The organism is Paenibacillus sp. J22P90, assembly GCF_059692195.1.
In genome coordinates, this window is sequence record NZ_JCAUAY010000011.1 from 17,845 (window position 1) to 39,978 (window position 22,134).

14 protein-coding genes are annotated in these 22,134 nt (G+C 48.2%); 6 read left to right on the forward strand and 8 right to left on the reverse strand.

All coding sequences use genetic code 11. The features are described 5' to 3' along the window. Window positions 1-48 precede the first annotated feature (48 nt). The 4 genes from AC58UX_RS27485 to AC58UX_RS27500 form a co-directional block, all read right to left on the reverse strand. Entirely contained in the window at window positions 49-1,842 is a 1,794-nt protein-coding gene (locus AC58UX_RS27485; protein WP_497258705.1) for a sensor histidine kinase, read from the reverse strand. After that, a complete protein-coding gene (locus AC58UX_RS27490; RefSeq protein WP_497258707.1) occupies window positions 1,808-3,442 on the reverse strand; it encodes a response regulator transcription factor in 1,635 nt (544 codons plus the stop codon). The genes AC58UX_RS27485 and AC58UX_RS27490 overlap by 35 nt, the downstream gene beginning before the upstream one ends. Before the next feature lie 151 nt (window positions 3,443-3,593). Next, the gene (locus tag AC58UX_RS27495) at window positions 3,594-4,598 is read right to left on the reverse strand and encodes an endo-1,4-beta-xylanase (RefSeq protein WP_497258709.1); all 1,005 of its coding nucleotides are present in this window, start codon (window positions 4,596-4,598) and stop codon (window positions 3,594-3,596) included. Window positions 4,599-4,849: 251 nt separating this feature from the next. Beyond that, the gene (locus AC58UX_RS27500) at window positions 4,850-7,402 is read right to left on the reverse strand and encodes a U32 family peptidase (RefSeq protein ID WP_497258711.1); all 2,553 of its coding nucleotides are present in this window, start codon (window positions 7,400-7,402) and stop codon (window positions 4,850-4,852) included. A gap of 214 nt (window positions 7,403-7,616) precedes the next feature. Here AC58UX_RS27500 and AC58UX_RS27505 point away from each other — a divergent pair, with 214 nt between their 5' ends. The 6 genes from AC58UX_RS27505 (at window position 7,617) to AC58UX_RS27530 (ending at window position 15,685) form a co-directional block, all read left to right on the forward strand. Continuing rightward, complete coding sequence (locus AC58UX_RS27505) at window positions 7,617-10,883, forward strand: FG-GAP repeat domain-containing protein (RefSeq protein ID WP_497258713.1); 3,267 nt, start codon at window positions 7,617-7,619, stop codon at window positions 10,881-10,883. A gap of 59 nt (window positions 10,884-10,942) precedes the next feature. Further along, complete coding sequence (locus tag AC58UX_RS27510) at window positions 10,943-11,194, forward strand: acyl carrier protein (protein ID WP_310501010.1); 252 nt, start codon at window positions 10,943-10,945, stop codon at window positions 11,192-11,194. A 7-nt stretch (window positions 11,195-11,201) separates the two neighbouring features. Then, a complete protein-coding gene (locus AC58UX_RS27515; RefSeq protein WP_497258715.1) occupies window positions 11,202-12,401 on the forward strand; it encodes a class-II aminoacyl-tRNA synthetase family protein in 1,200 nt (399 codons plus the stop codon). Window positions 12,402-12,491: 90 nt separating this feature from the next. Beyond that, the gene (locus tag AC58UX_RS27520) at window positions 12,492-13,409 is read left to right on the forward strand and encodes an SGNH/GDSL hydrolase family protein (RefSeq protein ID WP_497258717.1); all 918 of its coding nucleotides are present in this window, start codon (window positions 12,492-12,494) and stop codon (window positions 13,407-13,409) included. Between the two features lie 101 nt (window positions 13,410-13,510). Further along, window positions 13,511-14,665 carry an MBOAT family O-acyltransferase gene (locus AC58UX_RS27525; RefSeq protein ID WP_497258719.1) on the forward strand — a complete coding sequence of 385 codons (1,155 nt, stop codon included), beginning with the start codon at window positions 13,511-13,513 and terminating at the stop codon, window positions 14,663-14,665. A gap of 51 nt (window positions 14,666-14,716) precedes the next feature. Beyond that, the gene (locus AC58UX_RS27530) at window positions 14,717-15,685 is read left to right on the forward strand and encodes a sugar phosphate isomerase/epimerase family protein (protein WP_497258721.1); all 969 of its coding nucleotides are present in this window, start codon (window positions 14,717-14,719) and stop codon (window positions 15,683-15,685) included. 78 nt (window positions 15,686-15,763) lie between these two features. On the opposite strand, the gene AC58UX_RS27535 is transcribed toward AC58UX_RS27530, so the two are convergent. The 4 genes from AC58UX_RS27535 to uvrB form a co-directional block, all read right to left on the reverse strand. Continuing rightward, window positions 15,764-15,967 (reverse strand): hypothetical protein, encoded by a 204-nt coding sequence (locus tag AC58UX_RS27535; RefSeq protein ID WP_310501015.1) that lies wholly within the window; start codon window positions 15,965-15,967, stop codon window positions 15,764-15,766. Window positions 15,968-16,262: 295 nt separating this feature from the next. Next, complete coding sequence (locus tag AC58UX_RS27540; protein ID WP_497258723.1) at window positions 16,263-16,412, reverse strand: hypothetical protein; 150 nt, start codon at window positions 16,410-16,412, stop codon at window positions 16,263-16,265. A 568-nt stretch (window positions 16,413-16,980) separates the two neighbouring features. Then, on the reverse strand, window positions 16,981-19,863 hold the full coding sequence (gene uvrA / locus AC58UX_RS27545; RefSeq protein WP_497258725.1) for an excinuclease ABC subunit UvrA: 2,883 nt from the start codon (window positions 19,861-19,863) through the stop codon (window positions 16,981-16,983). A 38-nt stretch (window positions 19,864-19,901) separates the two neighbouring features. Then, window positions 19,902-21,899, reverse strand: coding sequence for an excinuclease ABC subunit UvrB (gene uvrB / locus AC58UX_RS27550; RefSeq protein ID WP_497258727.1), 1,998 nt, complete (start codon window positions 21,897-21,899; stop codon window positions 19,902-19,904). Between the last annotated feature and the right edge of the window lie 235 nt (window positions 21,900-22,134).

Below are 22,134 nucleotides of genomic sequence, written 5' to 3' on the forward strand. Positions count from 1 at the left end.
ATATAAAACCGTCCTCAGCTTGATTACCCAGTAAAGTTTAGTATCTTCTTAGTAAAGCATAGGTGGTCGATCGTTCCCGCTTGGTTGCACAGGCGTTGTGATCTTCACAATGGTCCCGGCGCCATCCTCACTGCTAATCTGTACATCAATGGCGTTGCCATAATACAATTTCAATCGCATAAAAGCATTCTTCATGCCGACGTGTCCACCTACATCTTCGCCGTTAGCCATATAAGCATTCAGTAGATCCACTTTCTCCTTTGGCATCCCGATGCCGGTATCAGCAATCGTAAAGTGGACCTGATCACCAATGCGAGTCGCTTTCAATTCGATCGTACCGTGGCCTTGCAAAGGCTCAATCCCATGAAGGCTGGCGTTCTCTATGAAAGGGAGCAACGTCATTTTAGGAATCTTACAGCTATAGACAGACTCATCCACCTCGAAACGGTAGCTCAGCTTATCGCCAAATCGATACTTTTGAATTTCCAGGAAACATAAAATCAGATCAAGCTCATCACGGAACGTGACCCATTCCCCGCCCCATTCCAGCGAACGGCGAAACATTTTGGCCATATTTTTTATAATTTTAGCCGTCTCGTTCTCTTGTTTGATCAGGCTGCGCATACGAATCGTTTCTAACGCATTAAACAAAAAATGAGGGTTAATCTGACTCTGCAAGGCATGGAGCTGCGATTGCCTTTGTTTCAGCTCCAGATCCTTCTTCTGAATATCTGCGATGTAGACATCATCGATTAAACTCTTGATTTGCACCGTCATTCGGTTGAATTCCCGTACCAGTTGGCCGATTTCATCCTTTGTTTCCGGCTCATCAATGAGATCGAAATGCTGATTTTTCACCTTTTTCATATGAACAAGAATGCGAACTAGACGTGTATGCAAGGAGGATGAGATCCATACAATGACAAGTGTCGGCAGTAGTAAGTTAAGTAAGGCCAAATAGACGACGAATTGCTTCGATTTGCGCACCGCATCCAGAACATGCCCATCAGAAACGAGCACGATACGCCAATTCTTCAAATAGTTGGTGCTATAATCGCGCTCCAATTGAATGGCATCCTTAGGGATCGCAACGCTGCGGAAATTGGTTTTACCCCGAATCCAGTCCAGCTTCGTGTCCGTCGTATACTGAATATCCCCTTCGGCGTTCAGCAAATACAGGTTTCCCTGCAGCGCTTGGTTGCTAAACATCACCTTAATCGCGTCCGGACTCATCTCAACTTTGAGTATTTTACTATAGGTGTTCGCATTTACGAAGTTGTTCATTTGACGGATGACGCTAAGTCCGCTGTACGAGCTCTCATCGTCATTGCTTCGCATAACGAGCGGATAGGGTTGTCCTCCCGCAAGCACCTTCTGCAGGCTCCGATACCATTCCGATTCCCGAATAATATCCGTCAGCGGGTGTAAGCCGCCAGAGTCGATAATCGTTGGATTATTGGTATACATCTGAATACCTTTAATTTCGCTATACACCAAATTGTACTTATTAATGTTGGTCGCCAGCTGCGAGTTATACATTTGTACATAATCGATGGTTTCTGCGTATGTTTGCTCCAGGGCATCATTCAAGAGACCATCCGTATAGAAAACAGATGAAATGCCGACCGCATTGTCGACCTTGGCACGAAACTCATCCTTCAATTTATCTAAATTAAGTGATATATCTTCTGTCTTTTGGCGTTGAACATTATGGGTCGTTACTTGATAGAAAATGACATTGGTCAATAAAATGGGAATAAACACGCTCAGAAAATAAAGGATCATCAGCTTGTGACGTAAACGTACATTATTTAGACTTAGCTGGAATCGTCGTTTTTTCATGGGGGTGGCCGCCTTGTTTGGTCAGTAGTTTTTTGCGATATTCGGAAGGAGGCATGTCCTCCATTTTCTCAAATTGCGCAACAAAATAGTCCGCGTTATTAAAGCCTACCTTTTCGGCAATTTCGTAAATCCGCAAGTCCGTTTGACGGAGCAGCTTCTTAGCCTCACCAATGCGGATCGATAGCAGAAATTCATTGAAATACTGGCCATATGTCTTCTTAAACAATTGCCCGACATACACCGGATTCATATAGAACTCAGCCGCAATGCTTTTAAGATTGATGTTCTCTTGATAATGATGCTCAATGTAGCTCTTAATCTTGTGGATGCTGCCCTTTGTTTGCTCACCGCGCAATTGCTCCATCATACGGGAGCTCTCGATCATGAACGAAACGAACAGGTGCTGAAGCTCACTAAAAGAAAGCGGTTGAGCATCCCAGTTTAGCATCGGCTTGAGATTAACTAGCAGATCAGTCGGTCCCTGCATCTGCTGCAAAGTTCCCACAATGCTGTGCACATAGCGATTAATAATGGTTCGAATCGCATCTTTAGCCAGTGATTTCTCTTCAATTTCAGCAAAAAGCGTCGCAATTGTCCTCTTAATCTTCTCGGTTTCTTGCTCACCGACCGCTTCCTGAATACGATGAAATAAGCTGACATCCGGTTCCGCATAGCTCAGCGCTGTCTTAGAAGCGGTTTCATAGAAGAGGACATCCTTCATCCCCTTCACATACTTATACTGCAGCAGCTCATTCGCCGTCTGAATAGACTCGCTGAGCGCTTTCATCTCTTTCACACTTGCGCCGAAATAGAGGGTCACGCCTGCCGTCAGTCTTTTCGCTAGCAGGGTTTGCAGCGCACTCCCAAATCGTTCATAGCTGCCACCATACAGCTTCAACGCATCAGAGCTAATAAGAAAAGCACACTGATGATTGCGCACCTGCACCACAAAATCGCTCGGTACGTCAACCAGCGTCTGCAAGGCATCAGCGACAACGCTGACATCATCCTTGATCAAGTGCTCCGTCGCGTCGCTCTCCTCGGATAGACCTCGGTTCATCTCAACAATGCCATATCGCAGTACAGTTCCTTTGGACAAGCGAACTCGTTCATCCAGCTCCATCACCGCTTTGGCCGCCAGCTCACCTCTACTTAATTGTTCGAACAAGCCCTTGAGGGTGAGTCGCCCGCTAATCGCTTTCTGCAATCGTTCTTGCTTAATTTGCACCGCCAACTGCCGTAATGTCTCTTCTAAATCCTCTTCTTCAATAGGCTTCAAAATATAATCACTCACGCCAAAGCGAATGGCCGATTGCGCATACGAAAAATCATTATATCCGCTTAAAATAATAAATTTACAAGCGCTAAGATTACGAAGCTTCACTTCTTCTATTAGTTTCAAGCCATCCATGACTGGCATTCTTATATCTGTGATCACAACATCAACTTCGGATGGCCTGGAGGTGATGATTCGCAGCGCATCTTTTCCATTATCCGCTTCGTGGCTGACGCAATATCCCAAGGACTCCCAGTCTATTAAGCCGAGCAAACCTTTTCTGACATATTGCTCATCATCGACTAACATCACTTGCAGCTTCATGACTTTCACTCCCTTGGCAACTAAAAATGGAAAAGCGAGTCCGGTATGAGCCGGACTCGCGGGGGATCTATACGAGCAATCTACAATTGTGTTTATTGTATCCCATTCTGTCATGTTCTGACAACTATGGGTCGTAAAGGTCATACAGTGCCTATTTCATCACCCGATGGAAAGCCCGCTTCGGTGCGTGATCCCGATCAAAGAGGAACGGCCAGTTCTTCCGGCCTTTCACAGGGAAATCATCGAGCCAAGTATAATCATCCGCAGCTCCCCAGAAGGTGACCGCCGTAATGCTGCTCTGGTACGCCCCAAATAGCTCAAAAATTTGCTCATAACGCTCTGCCTGCAGCTCCAGCATCTCTGAGGTTGGCTCCGTGAGATCCGTTCGTCTGTCTGTGAATTCGAACACCGACAGATCTAACTCTGTAATTTGAATCTGTACGCCGAGCGAAGCATAGAGCTCTATCGCCGCGCGGATCTCCTCGATGGAAGGACCGTGAATATTCCAATGTCCCTGCATGCCGATACCGTGAATCGGAACACCTTGATCTTTTAAAGAGGACACTAGCGCTGCAATCTTATCCCGCTTTACAGGGTTCGTTTCATTGTAATCATTATAGAACAATACCGCATTCGGATCGGCTTGATGCGCAAAATGAAAGGCTTTCGCGATATAGTCCTCACCTATGATGTCGAGCCACTTCGATTTTCGCAGATAAATATCCGTGGTGTCCTCAATGGCTTCATTGACAACATCCCATGCGTAAATTTGACCTCGGTAACGCTTCACTACAGTTTCAATATGCTGCTGCATCCGGATTAACAGCTGATCTCTCGTTGCCGGCAGCCCATTCGCTCCCTCGAACACCCAGTCCGATGTTTGGTTATGCCAAACTAACGTATGGCCTCGAACCTTTTTACCGTGACCTACGGCAAAATCGACGATCGCATCCGCCTTCCCAAACGTATAACGATCAGGATCAGGATGAATCTCGGCAAACTTCATATCATTCTCTGCGGTTACACTATTATAATGCCGTTTGATGAGCTCAGCCTGCGTTTCGATGGTTTTCGCATTCACAGCTGCACCTATATCGAAGTAACGCTCAAATCTCTGATATAACGACGCTATCACTTCTTCTCTATCTTTCGCCACGTGGTATGTCCTCCTCGATTGAATAGAACCTTAGCCCAACCTTTAGTAAAATACGTTAACCAACTCTTCTATTTCAATAAAATAAAGCGCTTCCAATAATTATATCGTCTGCTTCCTCTGTTTTACACCCTACGATATTTAGGTTTTACCCTACAGATTATAGGTTTTCAGGAAAGAAACGACAAAAAACCACCCCCGACATTCATCGTCGTGGGGCGGTTAAGCGCATTAATCGCATTAGGCGCGGCTAATTATTTCACCAAAGTACCTTTCGTTACACCCAGCTGGTTCGTCGCTTTCAGCGAACGCCATACCTGTGTGCCACTAATTTGGCCGTTGATTGCTTTGCGATACAAGTCAAGAATTTCCGTTACTTTCTCCGGGGTCTCTTCCAAGAACTCTACACGGAACGAGCGAATGCCTAGATCCATGAAGTGGTTCAAATACTCTGCACCGGACTGATCAATCGCGTTGTACACCGTATTTCGGCAACCTTCATCTACACGTACCGGATGGGACATGCCCACACGGTCTTGCAGAGACACACGTTGTTCTTCACATGGTCGACCACAGTTCGTGAAGTCAGTGCCTTCGCTCAGGAACGTACAGTACACGCAGTGTTCAGTGTGGAACATCGGCATATGCTGATGGATAACGACTTCGAGCTTGGACGTTTCCGCACGGCGAAGCAAATCGACCATCTGCTGAATGTTCAAGTCATAGGAAGGTGTAACCTTCGACAGTCCCGCATCCAAGAACAACGCAGCTGCCTTATGGTTGGCCACATTCAATGAGAAGTCACCGATAAGCTGCGGTTTGTGCCCATCCGGATTTTCAAGGCGATGCTTCAAGAAATAAAAGGCTGCACCCGTGTTCCGAATAAGAACGGCATCCGGCTTCAGCTTAAGGATATTGTTAAAGTAGCCTGTCTCCCCTGGCATATGAATCCGCGGTGTCACGAGCGCGATTTTACGCCCAGCGGCATGAACGGCTTCAACGGCCGCAGGGAACTGCTTAATAAATTCAAAATCAGCGTAAATCAAGCCAACGTCTGTCGTTGCCAGCACAGCCTTCACCTGATCAAGGTTACGGCATAGGGCAGTCAACTCGACCGCGTTACGATCCTCAAGCGATAATGCAGGTGCATTCACAGCGGTAACAGCCGCGTGATGCTCGGTCACAGAAGCAGGCACGTCGTCGTAAACGCCGACTTCGCGCTTGATGTACGCGCGCGGCTTCTGCCGCTCGTCTTCCATCAGCTCGACAGCCGCACGGCGCATGCTGTTCAGCTCACGCATCGGCACGATCAAAGCCCCTTCTAGCTGGACTTCCAACTCAGCAAGCTCATAAATCGTGCCGCCAAGGCGACCGAACTGCTCGGTGAAGAGCTGTTCGTCCATCGGTCTTTTCTCCGCGCGAACGAGCGGAAGTTCGGATTGTACGAAGACGGTGTGACCACCGCGAACATCCGTCCACCAGCTTTTCAGCGTCTCACCAAGGGCGCCGCTCACCTTCACGCTTACCGGGAATGTACGGTAAGGCTTATCGGTCTCAAACGTCTGGCGCAGACGTTTGTCCAACGCTGGATCGTTCGTCTTCCAAATGCGGTCGCCGACATGCAAACGACCAAGCTCTACATCGTTGCGGCCCATGACGATCTCGATCAATCCACCCTCGGCTTCGCCTTCGAGCTTCTCGCCTTTGCGGCGCAAATCGTAGATGCGCCCGCCCTCTTCCTTCTTCGTCGGATCCCCCGCGTCGAAGACCAAACCATCACCGCGCTTCAGCGGTGCTTCAAGCTCACAGATCACAGCATCGCGCAGAATCTGCTTGATGCGCCCCACAAACACGCCGCGGCTCTTCGGAAACGTGCCGTCGACCAACTGCTTGTTGTTGGTTCCTTGCAGGAACCCAACCGTAAATCCGCGTGAGAAGCTTTGCTGAAGCTCACGCACTTCTTCCCGCGACGGGCGAGCATCCTGCCCCTCGAAATAACGATCAATCGCTTTGCGATATTTGCTCACAACGTTAGCCACATATTCAGGGGTCTTCAGACGCCCTTCAATTTTAAAGGAACGAACGCCTGCTTCGATTAATTCCGGCACAATCTCAATCGCCGCCAAATCCTTCGGCGACAGCAAATACGTGACGTCACCCATCGGCTTTTGCACACCATCGACCATAAGATCATACGGCAAACGACAAGCTTGCGCGCACTCTCCACGGTTTGCGGAACGGCCCCCCCACATCTCGGAAGTTAAGCACTGTCCTGAGTAGGAAACGCAAAGGGCACCATGCACGAACACTTCCATCGGAAGCTTCGCTTGATCGCCGATTTGCTTAATTTGTTTCAAATTATTTTCACGGCCTAGCACGACGCGTTCGATATCGAACGGTTTTGTAAACTCAACAGCTTCTGGCGATGTAATCGTCATCTGCGTTGAACCGTGAATCGGGAAATCCGGGGAGATTTCACGAATCATTTTAACCAAGCCCAAATCCTGAACAATTACGGCGTCCACGCCCGCATCTACACACGCTTCAATTAACTGCTTCGCATCGTTCAGCTCTTCCTCGAACACGAGAATGTTAAACGTCAGAAAACCTTGAACACCATATAGATGAAGGAACGACATAATATCCGGCAGCTCGGCCATCGTAAAGTTATGCGCTCTCGCTCTCGCATTAAATTTTTCCACACCAAAAAATACGGCATCCGCCCCATTGGCAACAGCCGCTCGCAAACAATCCCAATCCCCCGCAGGGGCCAATAATTCTACATCTTCTCTGCGTATCGTACGCATGGCAGCAAATCCTTTCAATATCAATCCTCGGTAATCCTCAAACTCTTCTCTTTAGTGTAACAGAAACGATAGGTAGGAATCTAGGGCAGGGATATCTCCAGTAGAGCCAATATCCGACAAAACAGTCCGCTACCATGCCTTTAAAAGTTAACAAACGTATCTATGAATGCTATAATGGCAAGGATAGTGACCTTTATTGCAATGAGGGATTCCTTTGAATTTGTCGAAAAAGCGTGTACGCCAACTATTGATCGGGTTCAGCCTTGGCGTAGCATGCCTAGTGCTTACCCTTCTATTTTTACCAAAAGTAGAGGAAACTAAGCTTCTTTACGCAACAAGCGGGGACGCTTATGATACCGCAGCCTATAGTCATTTTCAACAAACCTTGCAAGCAGGCGTGCAAATTGATAGACATTCTTTACTCACGTATACTACCCGTCAGCTTCGTAGTTACGATGCCTTGTACTTGGATCCAGGACTTGCCCAAGATCCGGATTGGTCGAAGCACGCCGAGAAGCTTATGGCTTTCGTGAAGCAGGGCGGACATTTATTGTTGGAAAATGAGTTCGCGAACCGGTTTCCACTTGATTTTCTAGGTGCTGCCGGGCTTGTTGATTTAACAAAAGTGCCTTTGAGCAAATTTGGTTCACCTTTTTTGTCAGGAGATGCACTGGCGCTCAGCTACCCGCAGGTGCCTGTTAATCTGCAAGGGATTCAACATACGTTTCAATTATTTACAACGAGCTATCTTCAACATAACTCCATAAACGATCTGCCTGAATTTAACCTCGGATTCGGCTTCAGCCCATCCACAGGTCAAACGATTATCAACATGACGAGCCCTTCGGATCCGAAAATGTCCGTATCCCTCGCGATGCACAATCGCGTCGGCAAAGGCGCTGTCCTGATCAGCAGCAATTTCCTGCCGAATCGGTACTTCGCAACAGGCTATGACATGAAGAGCGGATCTGATCCGAAGTTAGGCTTTGCCCAGCTCGCGGCGAAATACCAAGCGGACAGCAAGCCAACACCAGGAACGACTTACTTTAATAAAAGAGCGCTGCCGATTGATCAGCCGTTTTTCAACTTCGCTTGGGCAGCAGCGAACATGCAGTACCGCAGTGAACTGCTTGCGTATGTATCGAAAGAAACACTCGGGTACAGCGTGAAGAAGAGCCTTGGCCCTTATGGACGGCCTGCGATGGCGTTTCAGAACCATTTTGAGGCAATGCCGGCGATCGAGCAAAAAGACGGCATCGCTTGGGCGGAGAAGCTGAAGGAGTACAACGAGGTTCCCTCGTTCACCCTCGTGCGCAGCGCCTTCTACTGGGGTCAATGGCGCGAGAGCGTGACGGTGCAGCTCAACACAGGAACGAACGCGAAGCCGTCGTTCGTCGGTGAGCTGCCCGGCTCGGGTTACGCGAGCGGACTGCACGTTATGTCGGCTGGCATTCCATTGCGCCAGGCGAAGTTCCCAGACTATCGCGACTTGCAGAGCGCGATTGAACTGCCGTACCGCGCGTACCCAGCCGCCGCGGATCTGAACGGCGACGGCCTCATGGACTTGCTGGCCGGCAGCTCAGATGGATTCGTGTACGTCTACACGAATCTAGGCAAGGACGACGCGGCTTACGTCAGCGAGCCGCCGCCGAAGGGCATGGCGCTGCCCGACACGTTCAGCGCGCCTTTGAAGCTGCTGCTGGAGAGCGGCGCGCCGCTCCAGCTCAGCCCTTACAGTGCCGTTCACGCCGCAGACGTAAACGGGGACGGCCGCACGGACCTCGTCGTCGCAGACGAGTCCGGCGCAGTAAAGCTATTGCCGCAGCTTGCTAGCGGCAGGTTCGGGCAGCCCGCGGCCGTGCTCGCGGGCGGAACCCCGCTGCAGCAGCCCGGAGGGCCTGCAGCGCCAGCCGTCGCCGACGTGAACGGCGACGGCAAGCTCGACCTCGTCCTAGGCGCAGCCGATGGACGAGTGTGGCTGTATCTGGGCCGCAGCGCAGCGGCCCTGGATCTTGAACCGAAAGGCAGCGCAATCATCACGCTGCCTAATAAGGCCACGCACGCCGCGCCAGCGGTGCGTGACCTAAACAGCGACGGCCGACCAGATCTCGTGGTCGGCAGCAGCGATGGGGACCTACAAGTGTTCACCCAAGAGCTCGGTGGTGCTTGGGCAGATGTAGGCCCCCTCGCAGGGACAACCTTGAACCAAGTCGGCAACCATGCGTTGGTTGCTGGGCATTATTCCGTTCCTTTATGGCTGGATCTCAATCACGATGGCAACGACGATCTCATTGTGGGCGGTATCGAATTCGGATCTCCCGTATCGATCGATGACCCTCACTTTCCTTATAAAGCGGAGTTAAACGAGTTCATTCAATATGCACAGAAGAACCATTTACAACTAAATCCGCATACATTTGTGCATAATTTTAAGAGTGCTGAAGACGAGAAAGCGGAGTTCAACCTGCATCAACGAGCTTTTGACAAGCTTGGCATTCCTTGGCTGCATCCGGGGACGAATCAGCATACTTGGCGCATTAATAACGAGGATCATGTTCAGACCTTTGCGACAGAGAAAGAGAAAAACATGTGGTACAACTTCGGATTCCTACCTTCCGAATCACCTGTTCTCGCTCGTCCAGAAGCCATCTGGTCGCTTCCCTTCCTTTTACAAGATGAGAAAGGAAAGACCGATGCGACGATGCTCATTCATGCACCAACACCAGTTTTGCGGCTTACGGGTGACAATGCCAATACAGACGTTTTCGAGTCGATGGTGAAGCTCGATATGCCGATTGATTATTTCGAGCATATTGAATACCATTTCCCTGATCCTGCGATGGTTGAAAGTCTCACGGAATTCGCTGATTACTTTGACAAGCTTCGTACGAAGCATGATTATAACTTTATGTCCGAAACCCAGATGGCCAAATCGTTTCTGACCGCCATGACAAGCAAGGTTCAGATCAGTCAGTCCTGGGGTTCCTACCTATGGGACAAACTGAAAGATCGTCTAGGCGGAGGCAGTCCGCATTTCCATGCTACTCTGACACCTGATTCATCGGGTGTTCCTAACTTGGCGGAAGAATATGCGCATACGTTAGGCGTCATTATCGAAAAAGGCGACAAACTCGCGCTCTACTCCCTGCAAAGCGAAACCGATACTTACACAACGATTGAGAACAAGTTTTATCTAGGATTAGCGAAGAAGGCTGAAATTCGCGTAGGCCCATCGACGCAACAGTTCCATGTTGTACGTTCGAATGTCCCTTTCACCCTAACAAGTGATGGAATCTTGCATCATTTGAAGTTGGAATCAGCAGGTATGCAGCAAGTGAAGATTTTCAGTCCGATCCCGCTCATTTTTGATACATCCATGGTCAAGGTTGACTATGATGCAGCAAACCAAACGTATACCTTAACGCGATTTGGCGATATTGTTACACTTACCATGACCGACTCCGTTGTACGCTCAAAGTAAGCGGCTTTCCGCTTAAATCATTTATACTTAACTTTTATTTGAATCAGGAGGCTTTCCCCATGTCTAATTTATTAGAAGAGCTAGAGCAGCATATTCGCGAGCGTTACGAAATTGCCGAGGATGATGACGATTTCGATGTGGATGTTCATTTGTTCGATTATGGGTTTATTGATTCCGTTGGGGCGACTGCACTCATCGCTCACATTGAGAAAACGTACAACCTGCAAGTAACGAACCAAGATTTGATGCTCTATCCGATGAACACGGTGAGTGAAATTGCCGAATTTATTTCCAAGAAGACAGCGAGGTAATCGACTCATGACGACAGTAAAAATTTCATTAGCCGGTCTGGCGGAAAGCCAGCACGGTCAAGTCAAATATGCCTCTGCTTTCGCGGATGAGCATATCGAAGAAATCCTTTTGATCGATGGGCACATCATCATTACCCACAACTCGCCAAACGGCGACAAGGGTATTACAGAGCGAGTTGAGCGCCTCATTGAGCGTTTCTCCCATGGCGATTTCGGTTTTAAAGAAAATATTTTGTTCGAAAATAAAGTAGACACGCCTTATGAAGGCGATATTATTGCTGAACTCGCTGAGCGTAAAGCGATTAAGGTGTTAGAGCCTGGCCTCTTCATCTTCCGAGAGCCTTTCTCCAGCTTGATGCGTTTCCTTGACTACTCCTTCGTTAGCAAAATTGCAAGACGCTTCGAAGGCGTGCAAGAGGAGCAATATCCTGCGGTCATCAATAGCCATACGTTGAACAAAACGAACCATTTCACTTCGTTCCCCGAGCACATTCATTTCGTGACGCATCTGCGTGAAGATCTTGATGTCATCGAGGCGTTCTCCCAAACGATCCGTGAAGCTGGCGGTTGGGACCAAGAGAGACCATTGGCGTTGGACAACAACATGGTCAAGCCTAACTTCATGATGAACCCTTCAACGTGCTACCACTGCTATGAAGGGCTTGAGAATGAAACGCTTGAAGGCGACGGCATTGTCGTTACGGCGATTGCGAAATGTCATCGTTTCGAATCGAAAAACCACTCCGACTTCGGTCGTCTGCTCGACTTCTCGATGCGTGAAATTATTTTCGTCGGCAAGCCTGATTTCGTCAAAGAAAATCGCTTGAAATCGATCGAGTATTTGAAAGAGTTGGCCGTTGAATGGCAAGTAGACAGCTTACTGGAGATCGCGAACGATCCGTTCTTCACGAACGATTTCCAAGTAAAAGCTTCCTTCCAACGCAATCAGGAGATGAAGTACGAGCTTCGCCTGAACATTCCGCATGTGAAGAAGTCAATTGCATGCTCCTCGGTCAATTTCCATAGCAACACGTTCGGGAATGCGTTTAATATTAAAATGGGCAAACGTAACGCCGTCACAGGCTGCGTAGGCTTCGGTATCGAGCGCTGGGCATTCGCGTTCTTGGCACAGTACGGCCTCGATGAGCAGCAATGGCCTGCTACGTTCCGTGAGCAATACCACGCTTGGCAAGAGAAGGCTTTGTAATTCAATTACCCCAGGGTGCTCGTGCTTTACGAACGAGTCCTTGGGTTTCATTTTAACTTTTAACTAATCCGAAGATAATGAGTGATCCTATTGAAAGCCACCGCTGCTTTTCTTAAAAAAAATAGCTTTGCACTCGGCCTATTGCTCGCCATCGTCGTCTCCGACCTGCTCATCTCTTGGTGGAACCCGATGGCGTCTTCGCGCCGTTTTTACAAAAACGACTTCACCAAAACGCTCTACCACCATAGCTGGTCCCATACGGGTCCGGTTTTCTTCGGTAATTCGGCCGTTACAGGTGCTTATATCGAAGAGAAGTCGGATAGCCATTTGGTGGAGATGGGGCTTTCTTATGGGAAGCTGACTGATCTGAAGGGGATCCTGAAGGACAACCTTTATCAGGTGAAAGACGAGCTTGTCATCGGGATCGATGTGCATACGATGCTCGACCCGCTTGAAACGGATCCCACCTATCAATGGTTCAAACCTTGGTACCAGCCTTACGTCTACACGTACCGCGATTATTTCAGGGATTCTGGTGTGGAGTTTGCTCGCAATTTAAGCAAAGGCAGTCTTGCCTACGAGCCTCGCTGGATCGATAAAGAATTGTATCCTGGTCGCAAGGACGATGCTTCGTTAAAGCTTAAGTGGGACGACTACGACAAACGATTCGGCGCGATGACCTTGAAAGATTTTCAAGACAATCTGGATGCTTTACAGTGGGTGATCCAGTATGCCGATGAGCATGAGCTCGCGCTGCGCGTCATTTGGATGCCGTGGAACAAAGGCTACGCAGATCCGCCTTATGTCGCTTCCCTGAAAGAAGCGGTCAACAGCCAGCTTAAGGCTGCGAACGTTCCTATGCTTGATTTGATGCATACGTTTGACCCGCGCTATTTTCATGACCTTGTTCACTTGAACCGGGAAGATGGCGCTCCGCTATTTACGAAGGAGGTTGACACGTGGTTAAATTCCTTAAAAAAACCGGCGAAATCCTCATCTACCTCGTGATGCTGTACTTAGTTTTCATTTATTTTACCGGCAAGGGATTGTTCATTTACGAAAAGTTCTAAGATCTTGATCCAGCAAGCGAGAAGAGGAGTTCTTTAGCTATGTTTTATATGCACATGAACGCGATGGTCGCCATGAGCGGCATGATTGCCGTTCTGATGCTCACCCGCAAGTGGGCGGATAATAAGCGCATTTTGATGATCATATTCAGCCTGTGCTTTCTGCTGCTGTTTAGTAAGAAGCTAGTCGTTTTCTATGCGGCGTTTACGGTTATTAATTATTTCGGGTTTGTGTACCTATGCCGGACGACGCTGTGGCGGAAAGCGACTTTTATTTTCGGGATCGCCGCCAATATCGTGGGTGTCTTTCTCGGTGTTCGTTTTTTCGTTATGGGTGTTTTCAGCTCTCCGTTGTTCGACGCCATCATCTATTTAGGACTTATTTACAACGTTCTTAAAGTCATTGATTCGTACTATTTCGCTTATTTCTTTGGAAAAGAAGGCGAAGTCCCGGCCATTGATTATGCCAATTATCTGTTGTTCATTCCGACCTTTACATCCGGACCGATTCTGAAATTCCGTGATTTCATGGCCGACAGCAAAAAGCCTTACACGGTGAATGCCGCGCTCTTTGAGGACAGTGTGAAGCGCATTATCCTCGGCTTGTTCAAAAAAATCGTGGTCGTCACGTGGATGACTGGGGTGTTCGATCACGTCTTGAAGCAGGAGCTTCACACTTGGGAATCGTTGTTCCTGTTAATCTGGTTCTATGCTCTCATCTACTTCGACTTCTCGGGCTATTCCGATATGGCGATTGGCTTCGGTCGATTGATGGGTTATACGATGCCTGAGAACTTCAAAAAGCCGCTCCTCTCGCCTTCTATGACGCAGTTTTGGCGGAACTGGCATGCGACGCTGGGGGATTTTTTCCGAGACCACATCTTCATGTTCTTCTCGCGTAAAACCCCTTCTGTCGGGGTAACGGCAAGCCTCTCCATCCTCATCATGGTGCTCATGGGCCTATGGCATGGCTTTACGTGGCTGTACTTCCTCTACGGGCTGTACCATGGCGTTATTATCGCGATTGAAAATATCTTCAAACTCACGACAGTGAATAAGAAAAAGGTAAGCAAAGCATACTTCTACTTCCGCTGCTTCGTAACGCAAACGCTGGTTACGTTCTCGGTCATTATTTACAGCTCTAATTACGATACCGTGCTGCGCATCTATAAAGGCTTGCTTCATTTTACTGGGTGATAGTGGTATAATTTGATCTGATTGTTTTACCAATTATGGAGGTGTAACCTAATGAAGTTAGGCGTGTTTATGGTTCTATTCGGCGGAAAACCTTTCGAGGAAGCGCTGGATTATATTGCAGCGAAAGGCTTGGACGCTGTTGAGATTGGTACGGGTGGATACCCAGGTACTGCGCATTGCAACCCAGCTGAATTGCTTGCTGATGCAGGGAAATTAAAAGCTTTTAAACAAGCGGTTGAGTCCCGCGGCTTGACGATTAGCGCACTTAGCGCACATGGTAACCCTCTGCACCCGCAAAAACACATCGCGAAAGAATTTCACGATGCTATTATACAAACGATTGAATTGGCTGAGCGCCTTGAAGTTCCTGTCGTTAACACGTTCTCAGGCTGCCCTGGTGACCACGAGGATGCGAAATATCCGAACTGGCCGGTAGCGCCTTGGCCGAACGATTTCCAAGAGATTTTGGACTGGCAGTGGACGAACAAAGTCATTCCTTACTGGAAAGAAACAGGTAAATTCGCAGCTGATCGCAATATCAAAATCGGACTTGAGCTGCACGGTGGTTTCTCCGTACATACGCCAGCTACGCTTCTTCGCCTTCGCGAAGCTGCAGGTGAAGTGATTGGTGCCAACCTCGATCCAAGTCACATGTGGTGGCAAGGGATTGACCCTGTTCAAGCGGTACAAATCCTTGGTCGCGCTAACGCGATTCACCATTTCCACGCGAAGGATACATCGCATGATTACAACAACACGAACCGTTTTGGTGTGACGGACATGCAGTCCTACACGAACATGCTGGATCGTTCATGGCAGTTCCGTTCCGTTGGTTTCGGTCACGACATGAAAGTATGGGCTGACATCATCAGCGCATTGCGTCTGGTTGGTTATGACTATGTCGTTAGTATCGAACACGAAGACGGCTTGATGTCCGTTGACGAAGGCTTCTCCAAAGCCGTTCAAAACCTGCAACAAGTACTCATCAAGGAACCTCTTGGTGAAATGTGGTGGGTGTAATCTAGAACAAAAAAAGCCCACAGGCAGCAGATCTTACGATCTAACGCCTGTGGGCTTTTCTTTGGTTGCTTGTATGTACTACCAACCTTTGATCATGATAACATCCATGAAAAGGAATACGAGTAGAGCAACGGTTCCAAAACCAAGTGCAAACAGATTTCTCTTAGGGCTGATCAATTGTCTAATAACTGCAATTGCAATAATGACTGTGAAGATCAACACATAGATATCAAAACTTGTATACGTGCTCGTTGATGCTTCAGCTGCTTCTGCGAATAACATGGTGAAACCTCCTTATAGTGCTCGGTGCAAGGCACACGTCCTGCTATTTTAATTCTATGTTAGCTCGATTGGACACGAGATGCAAGTCCTTGCATCGATGTGTAACAAGTTTGTCACCTTTTGTTTGGTTCGAGCTCAATTTAGGGCATAAGTAACCCTATTTCTTACATATCCCTCGTACGTATACAATGTCCATCTCAGCCATTATTTATAACTTTGCTCGTATAAAACGGCAAAGCCCGCACGGCGTGTACCGTAGCGGGCTTCAAGCAATCAAATCTTATGTCATTGGGTCTTACCCGGCTAATGCGTCTCGGTGATCTTCGTCCTCTGAAAAGTCGGACGTCTGGGCGTAGGCTAGTTCTTTTTCCTGCCATGCTAGAAAACGGAAAGGATCAATCCCTAAAGCAGATACAATTTCCTGAAGCTCTAACGTCGGTTTCATCACTACTAGCCTCCACAACATGAATAAATTAGAACTGCTATATCTCTCAATCATCATGTGATTAATTAGGTAGAGGGAGATGTTCACTGTTTCTTACTATTATTATAGGCTTACCTCCCCAAAAATGGATAGAGGGTTAAATTGTCGAAGCCTGTATCATTCAATTAAGTATTAGCAAAATCTTAAGCAATCTAGGTTGATACGCTCCGACGTTGATTCTGTCCACAACAAGTGGTAAGTCATATGTCTGTAAACTGCAACCAGCATTATCTCTATGTAATGAGAAATGCAAAAGTGCAACTTTTCTCTTTCACATCTACGATTTCAGCCTAAATTGATGCAAAAAGGCATCAATTTCTGTAATTCCAGCTCTGATTTGAGCTTTTCGGCCCGAAGAGCTGCCTTTTTGCATGTATTTCTAAAGTTGAAGTGATTTTCCCTGAAAAGGATGCTTTTTTGCATTTATACGATCTGTGACCCGAACGAACAATATGAGGTACGAGATAATCGTCACCTAAGGAAAAAGCTTGGAATGGGCTAAAAAACAGCCTCATTCCAAGCTTCATTGTTAGCTCACAGAGCCTTCTAAGACATCGAGACGCTTCGCATAGTCCTCAGAACGCACGCGATCCCGCTCGAGGATCGGCTTCAAATACTGGCCGGTATACGACCCGGCCACCTTCACAACATCCTCTGGTGTACCTGCCGCCACGATCAAGCCCCCGCGGCTACCGCCTTCGGGCCCTAGATCGATAAGGTGGTCCGCCGTCTTGATGACATCGAGGTTATGCTCGATGACCAGCACTGTTTCACCGCTCTCTACGAGGCGGTGGAGCACCTTCAGGAGACGATCGATATCATGGATGTGGAGCCCCGTCGTGGGCTCATCCAGAATATAGATCGTCTTGCCTGTACTGCGGCGGTACAGCTCCGCCGCGAGCTTCACACGCTGGGCTTCGCCGCCTGACAGCGTAGTCGCTGGCTGGCCGAGGGTCATGTAGCCCAGCCCTACATCTAGAAGTGTGGTGAGCTTACGATGAATCCGCGGCAAGTTCTTGAAGAACTCGCAACCATCCTCAATCGTCATCTCCAACACTTCCGAAATGCTCTTGCCTTTGTACTTCACTTCCATCGTCTCGCGGTTGTAACGTTTGCCTTTGCAGACTTCACAAGGCACGTACACGTCCGGGAGGAAGTGCATCTCGATCTTGATGATGCCATCCCCACGACAAGCCTCACAGCGGCCGCCCTTGACGTTAAAGCTGAAGCGGCCCTTCTTATAGCCCCGTACCTTCGCTTCGTTCGTATTGGCGTACACATCACGGATATCATCGAATACGCCGGTATATGTCGCAGGATTGGAACGTGGCGTACGACCGATTGGCGATTGATCAATGTCGATGACTTTATCGACATGTTCCAGTCCGATGATTTCTTTATGCTCGCCTGGGCGAACCTTCGCACCGTTCAGATCACGGGACAGCGTTTTGAACAAAATTTCATTGATCAAGGTACTTTTGCCTGAACCTGATACACCGGTCACACAAGTGAATACTCCTAATGGCACTTTGGCAGAAACATTGCGCAAGTTATTCTCTTTGGCGCCTTTCACTTCGATCCATTTGCCATTCGGCTTACGGCGAACAGCTGGAATCGGAATGAATCGCTTGCCACTCAAATACTGACCGGTTAAGGAATTATCATCCTTCATCAGTTCTGTTGGTGTACCTTGAGCAATAACCTGTCCACCGTGAATCCCAGCGCCAGGACCGATATCAATGATGTAATCGGCCGCCATCATCGTGTCTTCATCATGTTCAACAACGATGAGCGTGTTACCAAGATCACGCATATGCTCAAGCGTTTGAATTAAACGCGTGTTATCCCGTTGATGCAAGCCGATACTCGGCTCATCGAGGATATAGAGGACGCCCATGAGACTCGAGCCGATTTGTGTAGCCAATCGTATCCGCTGCGCCTCTCCGCCGGACAAGGTGCCTGCTGCGCGATGCATCGTCAAATAATCAAGCCCAACGTTCACAAGGAACCCTAGACGTGCTCTAATTTCTTTAAGAATCAAATTCGAAATCGTCAGCTCACGCTCGTTCAGTTCCAGTCCTTTGAACCATTCTTCCGCATCCCCAATAGAAAGGGAAGTGGCATAAGAGATGTTCTTACCGTTAATCGTTACGGCAAGTGTTTCAGGCTTCAAGCGGTGCCCTTTACACTTCGCGCAAGGCTTCGTGCTCATGTACGTCTGGATATGCTCGCGAATGCCCTCTGAGAACGTGTCCTTGAATCTGCGTTCCAAGTTACGAATGATCCCTTCGAAAGGAACTAAGGCTTCCTTAGAGGCGCCCATATCGTTCTCATAGCGGAAGCGAATTTTCTCCCCGCCTGTTCCATATAGGATCACTTTCATTTGATCGCTACTAATCTCGGATACCGGCACATTACGCGGAATCCCATAGTGCTCACAAACAGCAGCAAGAAACTGAGGATAATAGTTGGACGTACTTCCGGCCCAAGCTTCAAATGCGCCTTCTTCAATCGTCAGCTTCATATCAGGAACTAGAAGATCCGGGTCGACGATCATCTGACTGCCTAAACCATCACAATCCGGGCAAGCCCCAAATGGACTATTGAAGGAAAACATTCTCGGTGCAAGCTCTTCTACGCTGAATCCACATTCCGGACATGCGAGATTCTGACTGAACAGCAGCTCTTCTTTCTCCATAATATCCACGATGACACGGCCATTCGCTAATTTCAGCGCTGTTTCCAGGGAATCAGCCAGACGCGTCTGAACATCATCCTTGACCACGATACGGTCGACGACCACATCAATCGTGTGCTTCTTATTTTTGTCGAGCTCAATTTTCTCCGAAAGGTCCATGGTTTCCCCGTTAACACGCACCCGCACGAACCCTTGCTTCTGAACATCCACAAACAGCTTGCTATGCTCACCTTTGCGTCCTGAAACTAGCGGAGCTAGAATCTGAATCTTCGTACGCTCTGGATATTCCATAATCCGGTCTACCATTTGTTCCACGGTTTGCGCCGTGATCTCAATACCATGGGTAGGGCAGTGCGGCCGCCCGATACGTGCAAACAACAGCCTTAAATAATCGTAAATTTCCGTTACGGTTCCAACCGTGGAACGCGGGTTACGGCTTGTGGTTTTCTGGTCGATTGAAATGGCTGGTGATAAGCCTTCAATGGAATCGACATCCGGTTTATCCATATTCCCAAGAAATTGACGGGCATAGGCAGACAGCGACTCCACGTAGCGCCGCTGCCCTTCCGCATAAATCGTATCAAAGGCCAGTGATGATTTCCCCGATCCACTCAAGCCCGTAAGAACAACGAACTTATCACGCGGGATGGTGACATCAATATTTTTAAGATTGTGAGCTCTAGCTCCTTTAATAACGATCTGATCTCTAGACACAGATACCCTTCCTCTCCTATGTGAAGCTAACGACTCTTCTAGGCGTCGGCTTTCATTTCCATGATGGCGTCACGCAGTTGCGCTGCTCGTTCGAACTGCAGATTCTTCGCCGCTTCTTTCATCTCAACTTCTAAGCGCTCAATGAGGGATGCTCGATCTTTCTTGGACATCTTAGCACCCTTCACATCAGCAAGATAGTCAGACTTCTGTTCTGCAACCTTAGTTGCTTCAATCACATCGCGGATTTTCTTAGCAATCGTTTGCGGCGTGATCCCCAGTCTCTCATTGTTGGCTTCTTGCAGGGCTCTACGACGATTCGTCTCCGATATCGCTTTCTCCATCGAATCGGTGATCTTATCCCCGTACATGATGACGCGTCCATCGGAGTTCCGCGCTGCACGGCCGATCGTTTGAATCAACGAACGCTCGGAACGCAAGAAGCCTTCCTTATCCGCATCCAAGATAGCGACAAGTGAAACCTCTGGTAAATCGAGACCTTCTCTGAGCAAGTTGATCCCAATAAGCACATGAAAAGTGCCTAAACGTAAATCGCGCAAAATCTGCATCCGCTCAAAAGTTTTAATATCCGAGTGCAAATACCGCACCTTAATGCCAATTTCCTTGAAATAGTCGGTTAAATCCTCCGACATCTTCTTCGTCAACGTCGTCACAAGCACCCGCTCGTCTTTGCGAACACGGTCTTGAATTTCTGCAATCAGATCATCGATTTGACCTTTGGTTGGTCGAACTTCAATGATCGGATCCAACAGCCCTGTTGGCCGAATAATTTGTTGAATCATTCTCGGAGTATGCTCCAATTCATAGGGCCCTGGCGTTGCTGATATATATAAAATCTGACTGACCTTTTCCTCAAATTCCTCGAAACGCAACGGACGATTATCCAAAGCGGAAGGCAGCCTGAAGCCGTGTTCAACCAATACATCTTTCCGTGCTTTATCCCCGTTAAACATCGCGCGAATTTGCGGCAATGTCACGTGGGACTCATCCACCATAAACAACATGTCTTCTGGGAAATAGTCCAGCAGCGTATACGGAGTTGCTCCGCGCTCACGGAATGTCAGCGGCCCCGAGTAATTCTCGATCCCTGAGCAGAAGCCCATCTCTTCCATCATTTCCATGTCGTAGCGTGTACGCTGCTCCAAGCGCTGTGCTTCGAGAAGCTTACCTTGCGCCTTAAGCTCATCCAGCCGTTCTTCTAACTCCCGGCCAATGTTCACGAGCGCGCGTTTCATCGTCTCCTCGCCTGTCACGAAGTGAGACGCTGGGAAAATCGCGATATGATCACGCTGGCCAATAATTTCACCCGTTAAGACATTGATCTCTGTAATACGCTCAATTTCATCGCCAAATAATTCTACGCGCACCGCATGTTCACTGTGTGAGGCTGGAAAAATCTCTACAACATCCCCACGCACACGGAACGTACCACGAACAAAGTTAAGATCATTGCGCTGATATTGAATATCCACCAATCGATGCAAGATTTCAGTCCGCGACTTCTCCATGCCTACCCGTAACGATAACAGCAAGTTACCGTACTCCATTGGTGACCCCAAGCCGTAAATACACGACACACTGGCTACAACAATGACGTCACGGCGCTCAAATAAGGAGCTTGTCGCTGAGTGACGAAGCTTATCGATCTCTTCATTGATGCTGGAATCTTTCTCGATGTACGTGTCGGAGGAGGCAATGTAGGCTTCTGGCTGGTAGTAATCATAGTAACTAACGAAGTAGGATACCGCATTATGAGGAAAAAACTCTTTGAATTCACTGCACAGCTGTGCGGCCAAAGTTTTATTGTGGGCAATAATCAAGGTTGGTCTGTTAAGTTTCGCTATGACTTGCGCAGCAGTGAACGTTTTCCCTGTTCCCGTTGCACCGAGCAGCGTTTGATGTTTGTTGCCGGCTTGTATGCTCTGGACGATCTCCTCAATAGCTTGAGGCTGGTCCCCTTGCGGAAGAAAATCTGATACAAGCTCAAATTTCTTAGAGCTCATGACGAGTTCACTCATCCATTATCACCCTCATTGTCGAAATAAATCGAACTTTTATCCTATAAACTTTCCCATTCGACATTCCGATATAGAAGTCTATGGAACTTTGTCGTACATATATGAAGGATTGCAAAAACTATCCAACATAAGAATGTTTGTTCTCGTTTTTCCATTATACTATTTTTAAATCATGGATGCAAACAGCTTTATCTGTTGGAGCCTTACACAAGGCGGCTTTGACGTGTTTTGGACC

What these genes read in the sequence shown, in the direction of transcription:
- AC58UX_RS27525 (WP_497258719.1), top strand. Translation starts at nt 13,511, where the DNA reads ATGTTTTATATGCACATGAACGCGATGGTCGCCATGAGCGGCATGATT.
- uvrB (WP_497258727.1), bottom strand. Translation starts at nt 21,899, where the DNA reads ATGAGTGAACTCGTCATGAGCTCTAAGAAATTTGAGCTTGTATCAGAT.
- AC58UX_RS27515 (WP_497258715.1), top strand. Translation starts at nt 11,202, where the DNA reads ATGACGACAGTAAAAATTTCATTAGCCGGTCTGGCGGAAAGCCAGCAC.
- AC58UX_RS27530 (WP_497258721.1), top strand. Translation starts at nt 14,717, where the DNA reads ATGAAGTTAGGCGTGTTTATGGTTCTATTCGGCGGAAAACCTTTCGAG.
- AC58UX_RS27540 (WP_497258723.1), bottom strand. Translation starts at nt 16,412, where the DNA reads ATGAAACCGACGTTAGAGCTTCAGGAAATTGTATCTGCTTTAGGGATT.
- AC58UX_RS27490 (WP_497258707.1), bottom strand. Translation starts at nt 3,442, where the DNA reads ATGAAGCTGCAAGTGATGTTAGTCGATGATGAGCAATATGTCAGAAAA.
- AC58UX_RS27485 (WP_497258705.1), bottom strand. Translation starts at nt 1,842, where the DNA reads ATGAAAAAACGACGATTCCAGCTAAGTCTAAATAATGTACGTTTACGT.
- AC58UX_RS27500 (WP_497258711.1), bottom strand. Translation starts at nt 7,402, where the DNA reads ATGCGTACGATACGCAGAGAAGATGTAGAATTATTGGCCCCTGCGGGG.
- AC58UX_RS27510 (WP_310501010.1), top strand. Translation starts at nt 10,943, where the DNA reads ATGTCTAATTTATTAGAAGAGCTAGAGCAGCATATTCGCGAGCGTTAC.
- AC58UX_RS27535 (WP_310501015.1), bottom strand. Translation starts at nt 15,967, where the DNA reads ATGTTATTCGCAGAAGCAGCTGAAGCATCAACGAGCACGTATACAAGT.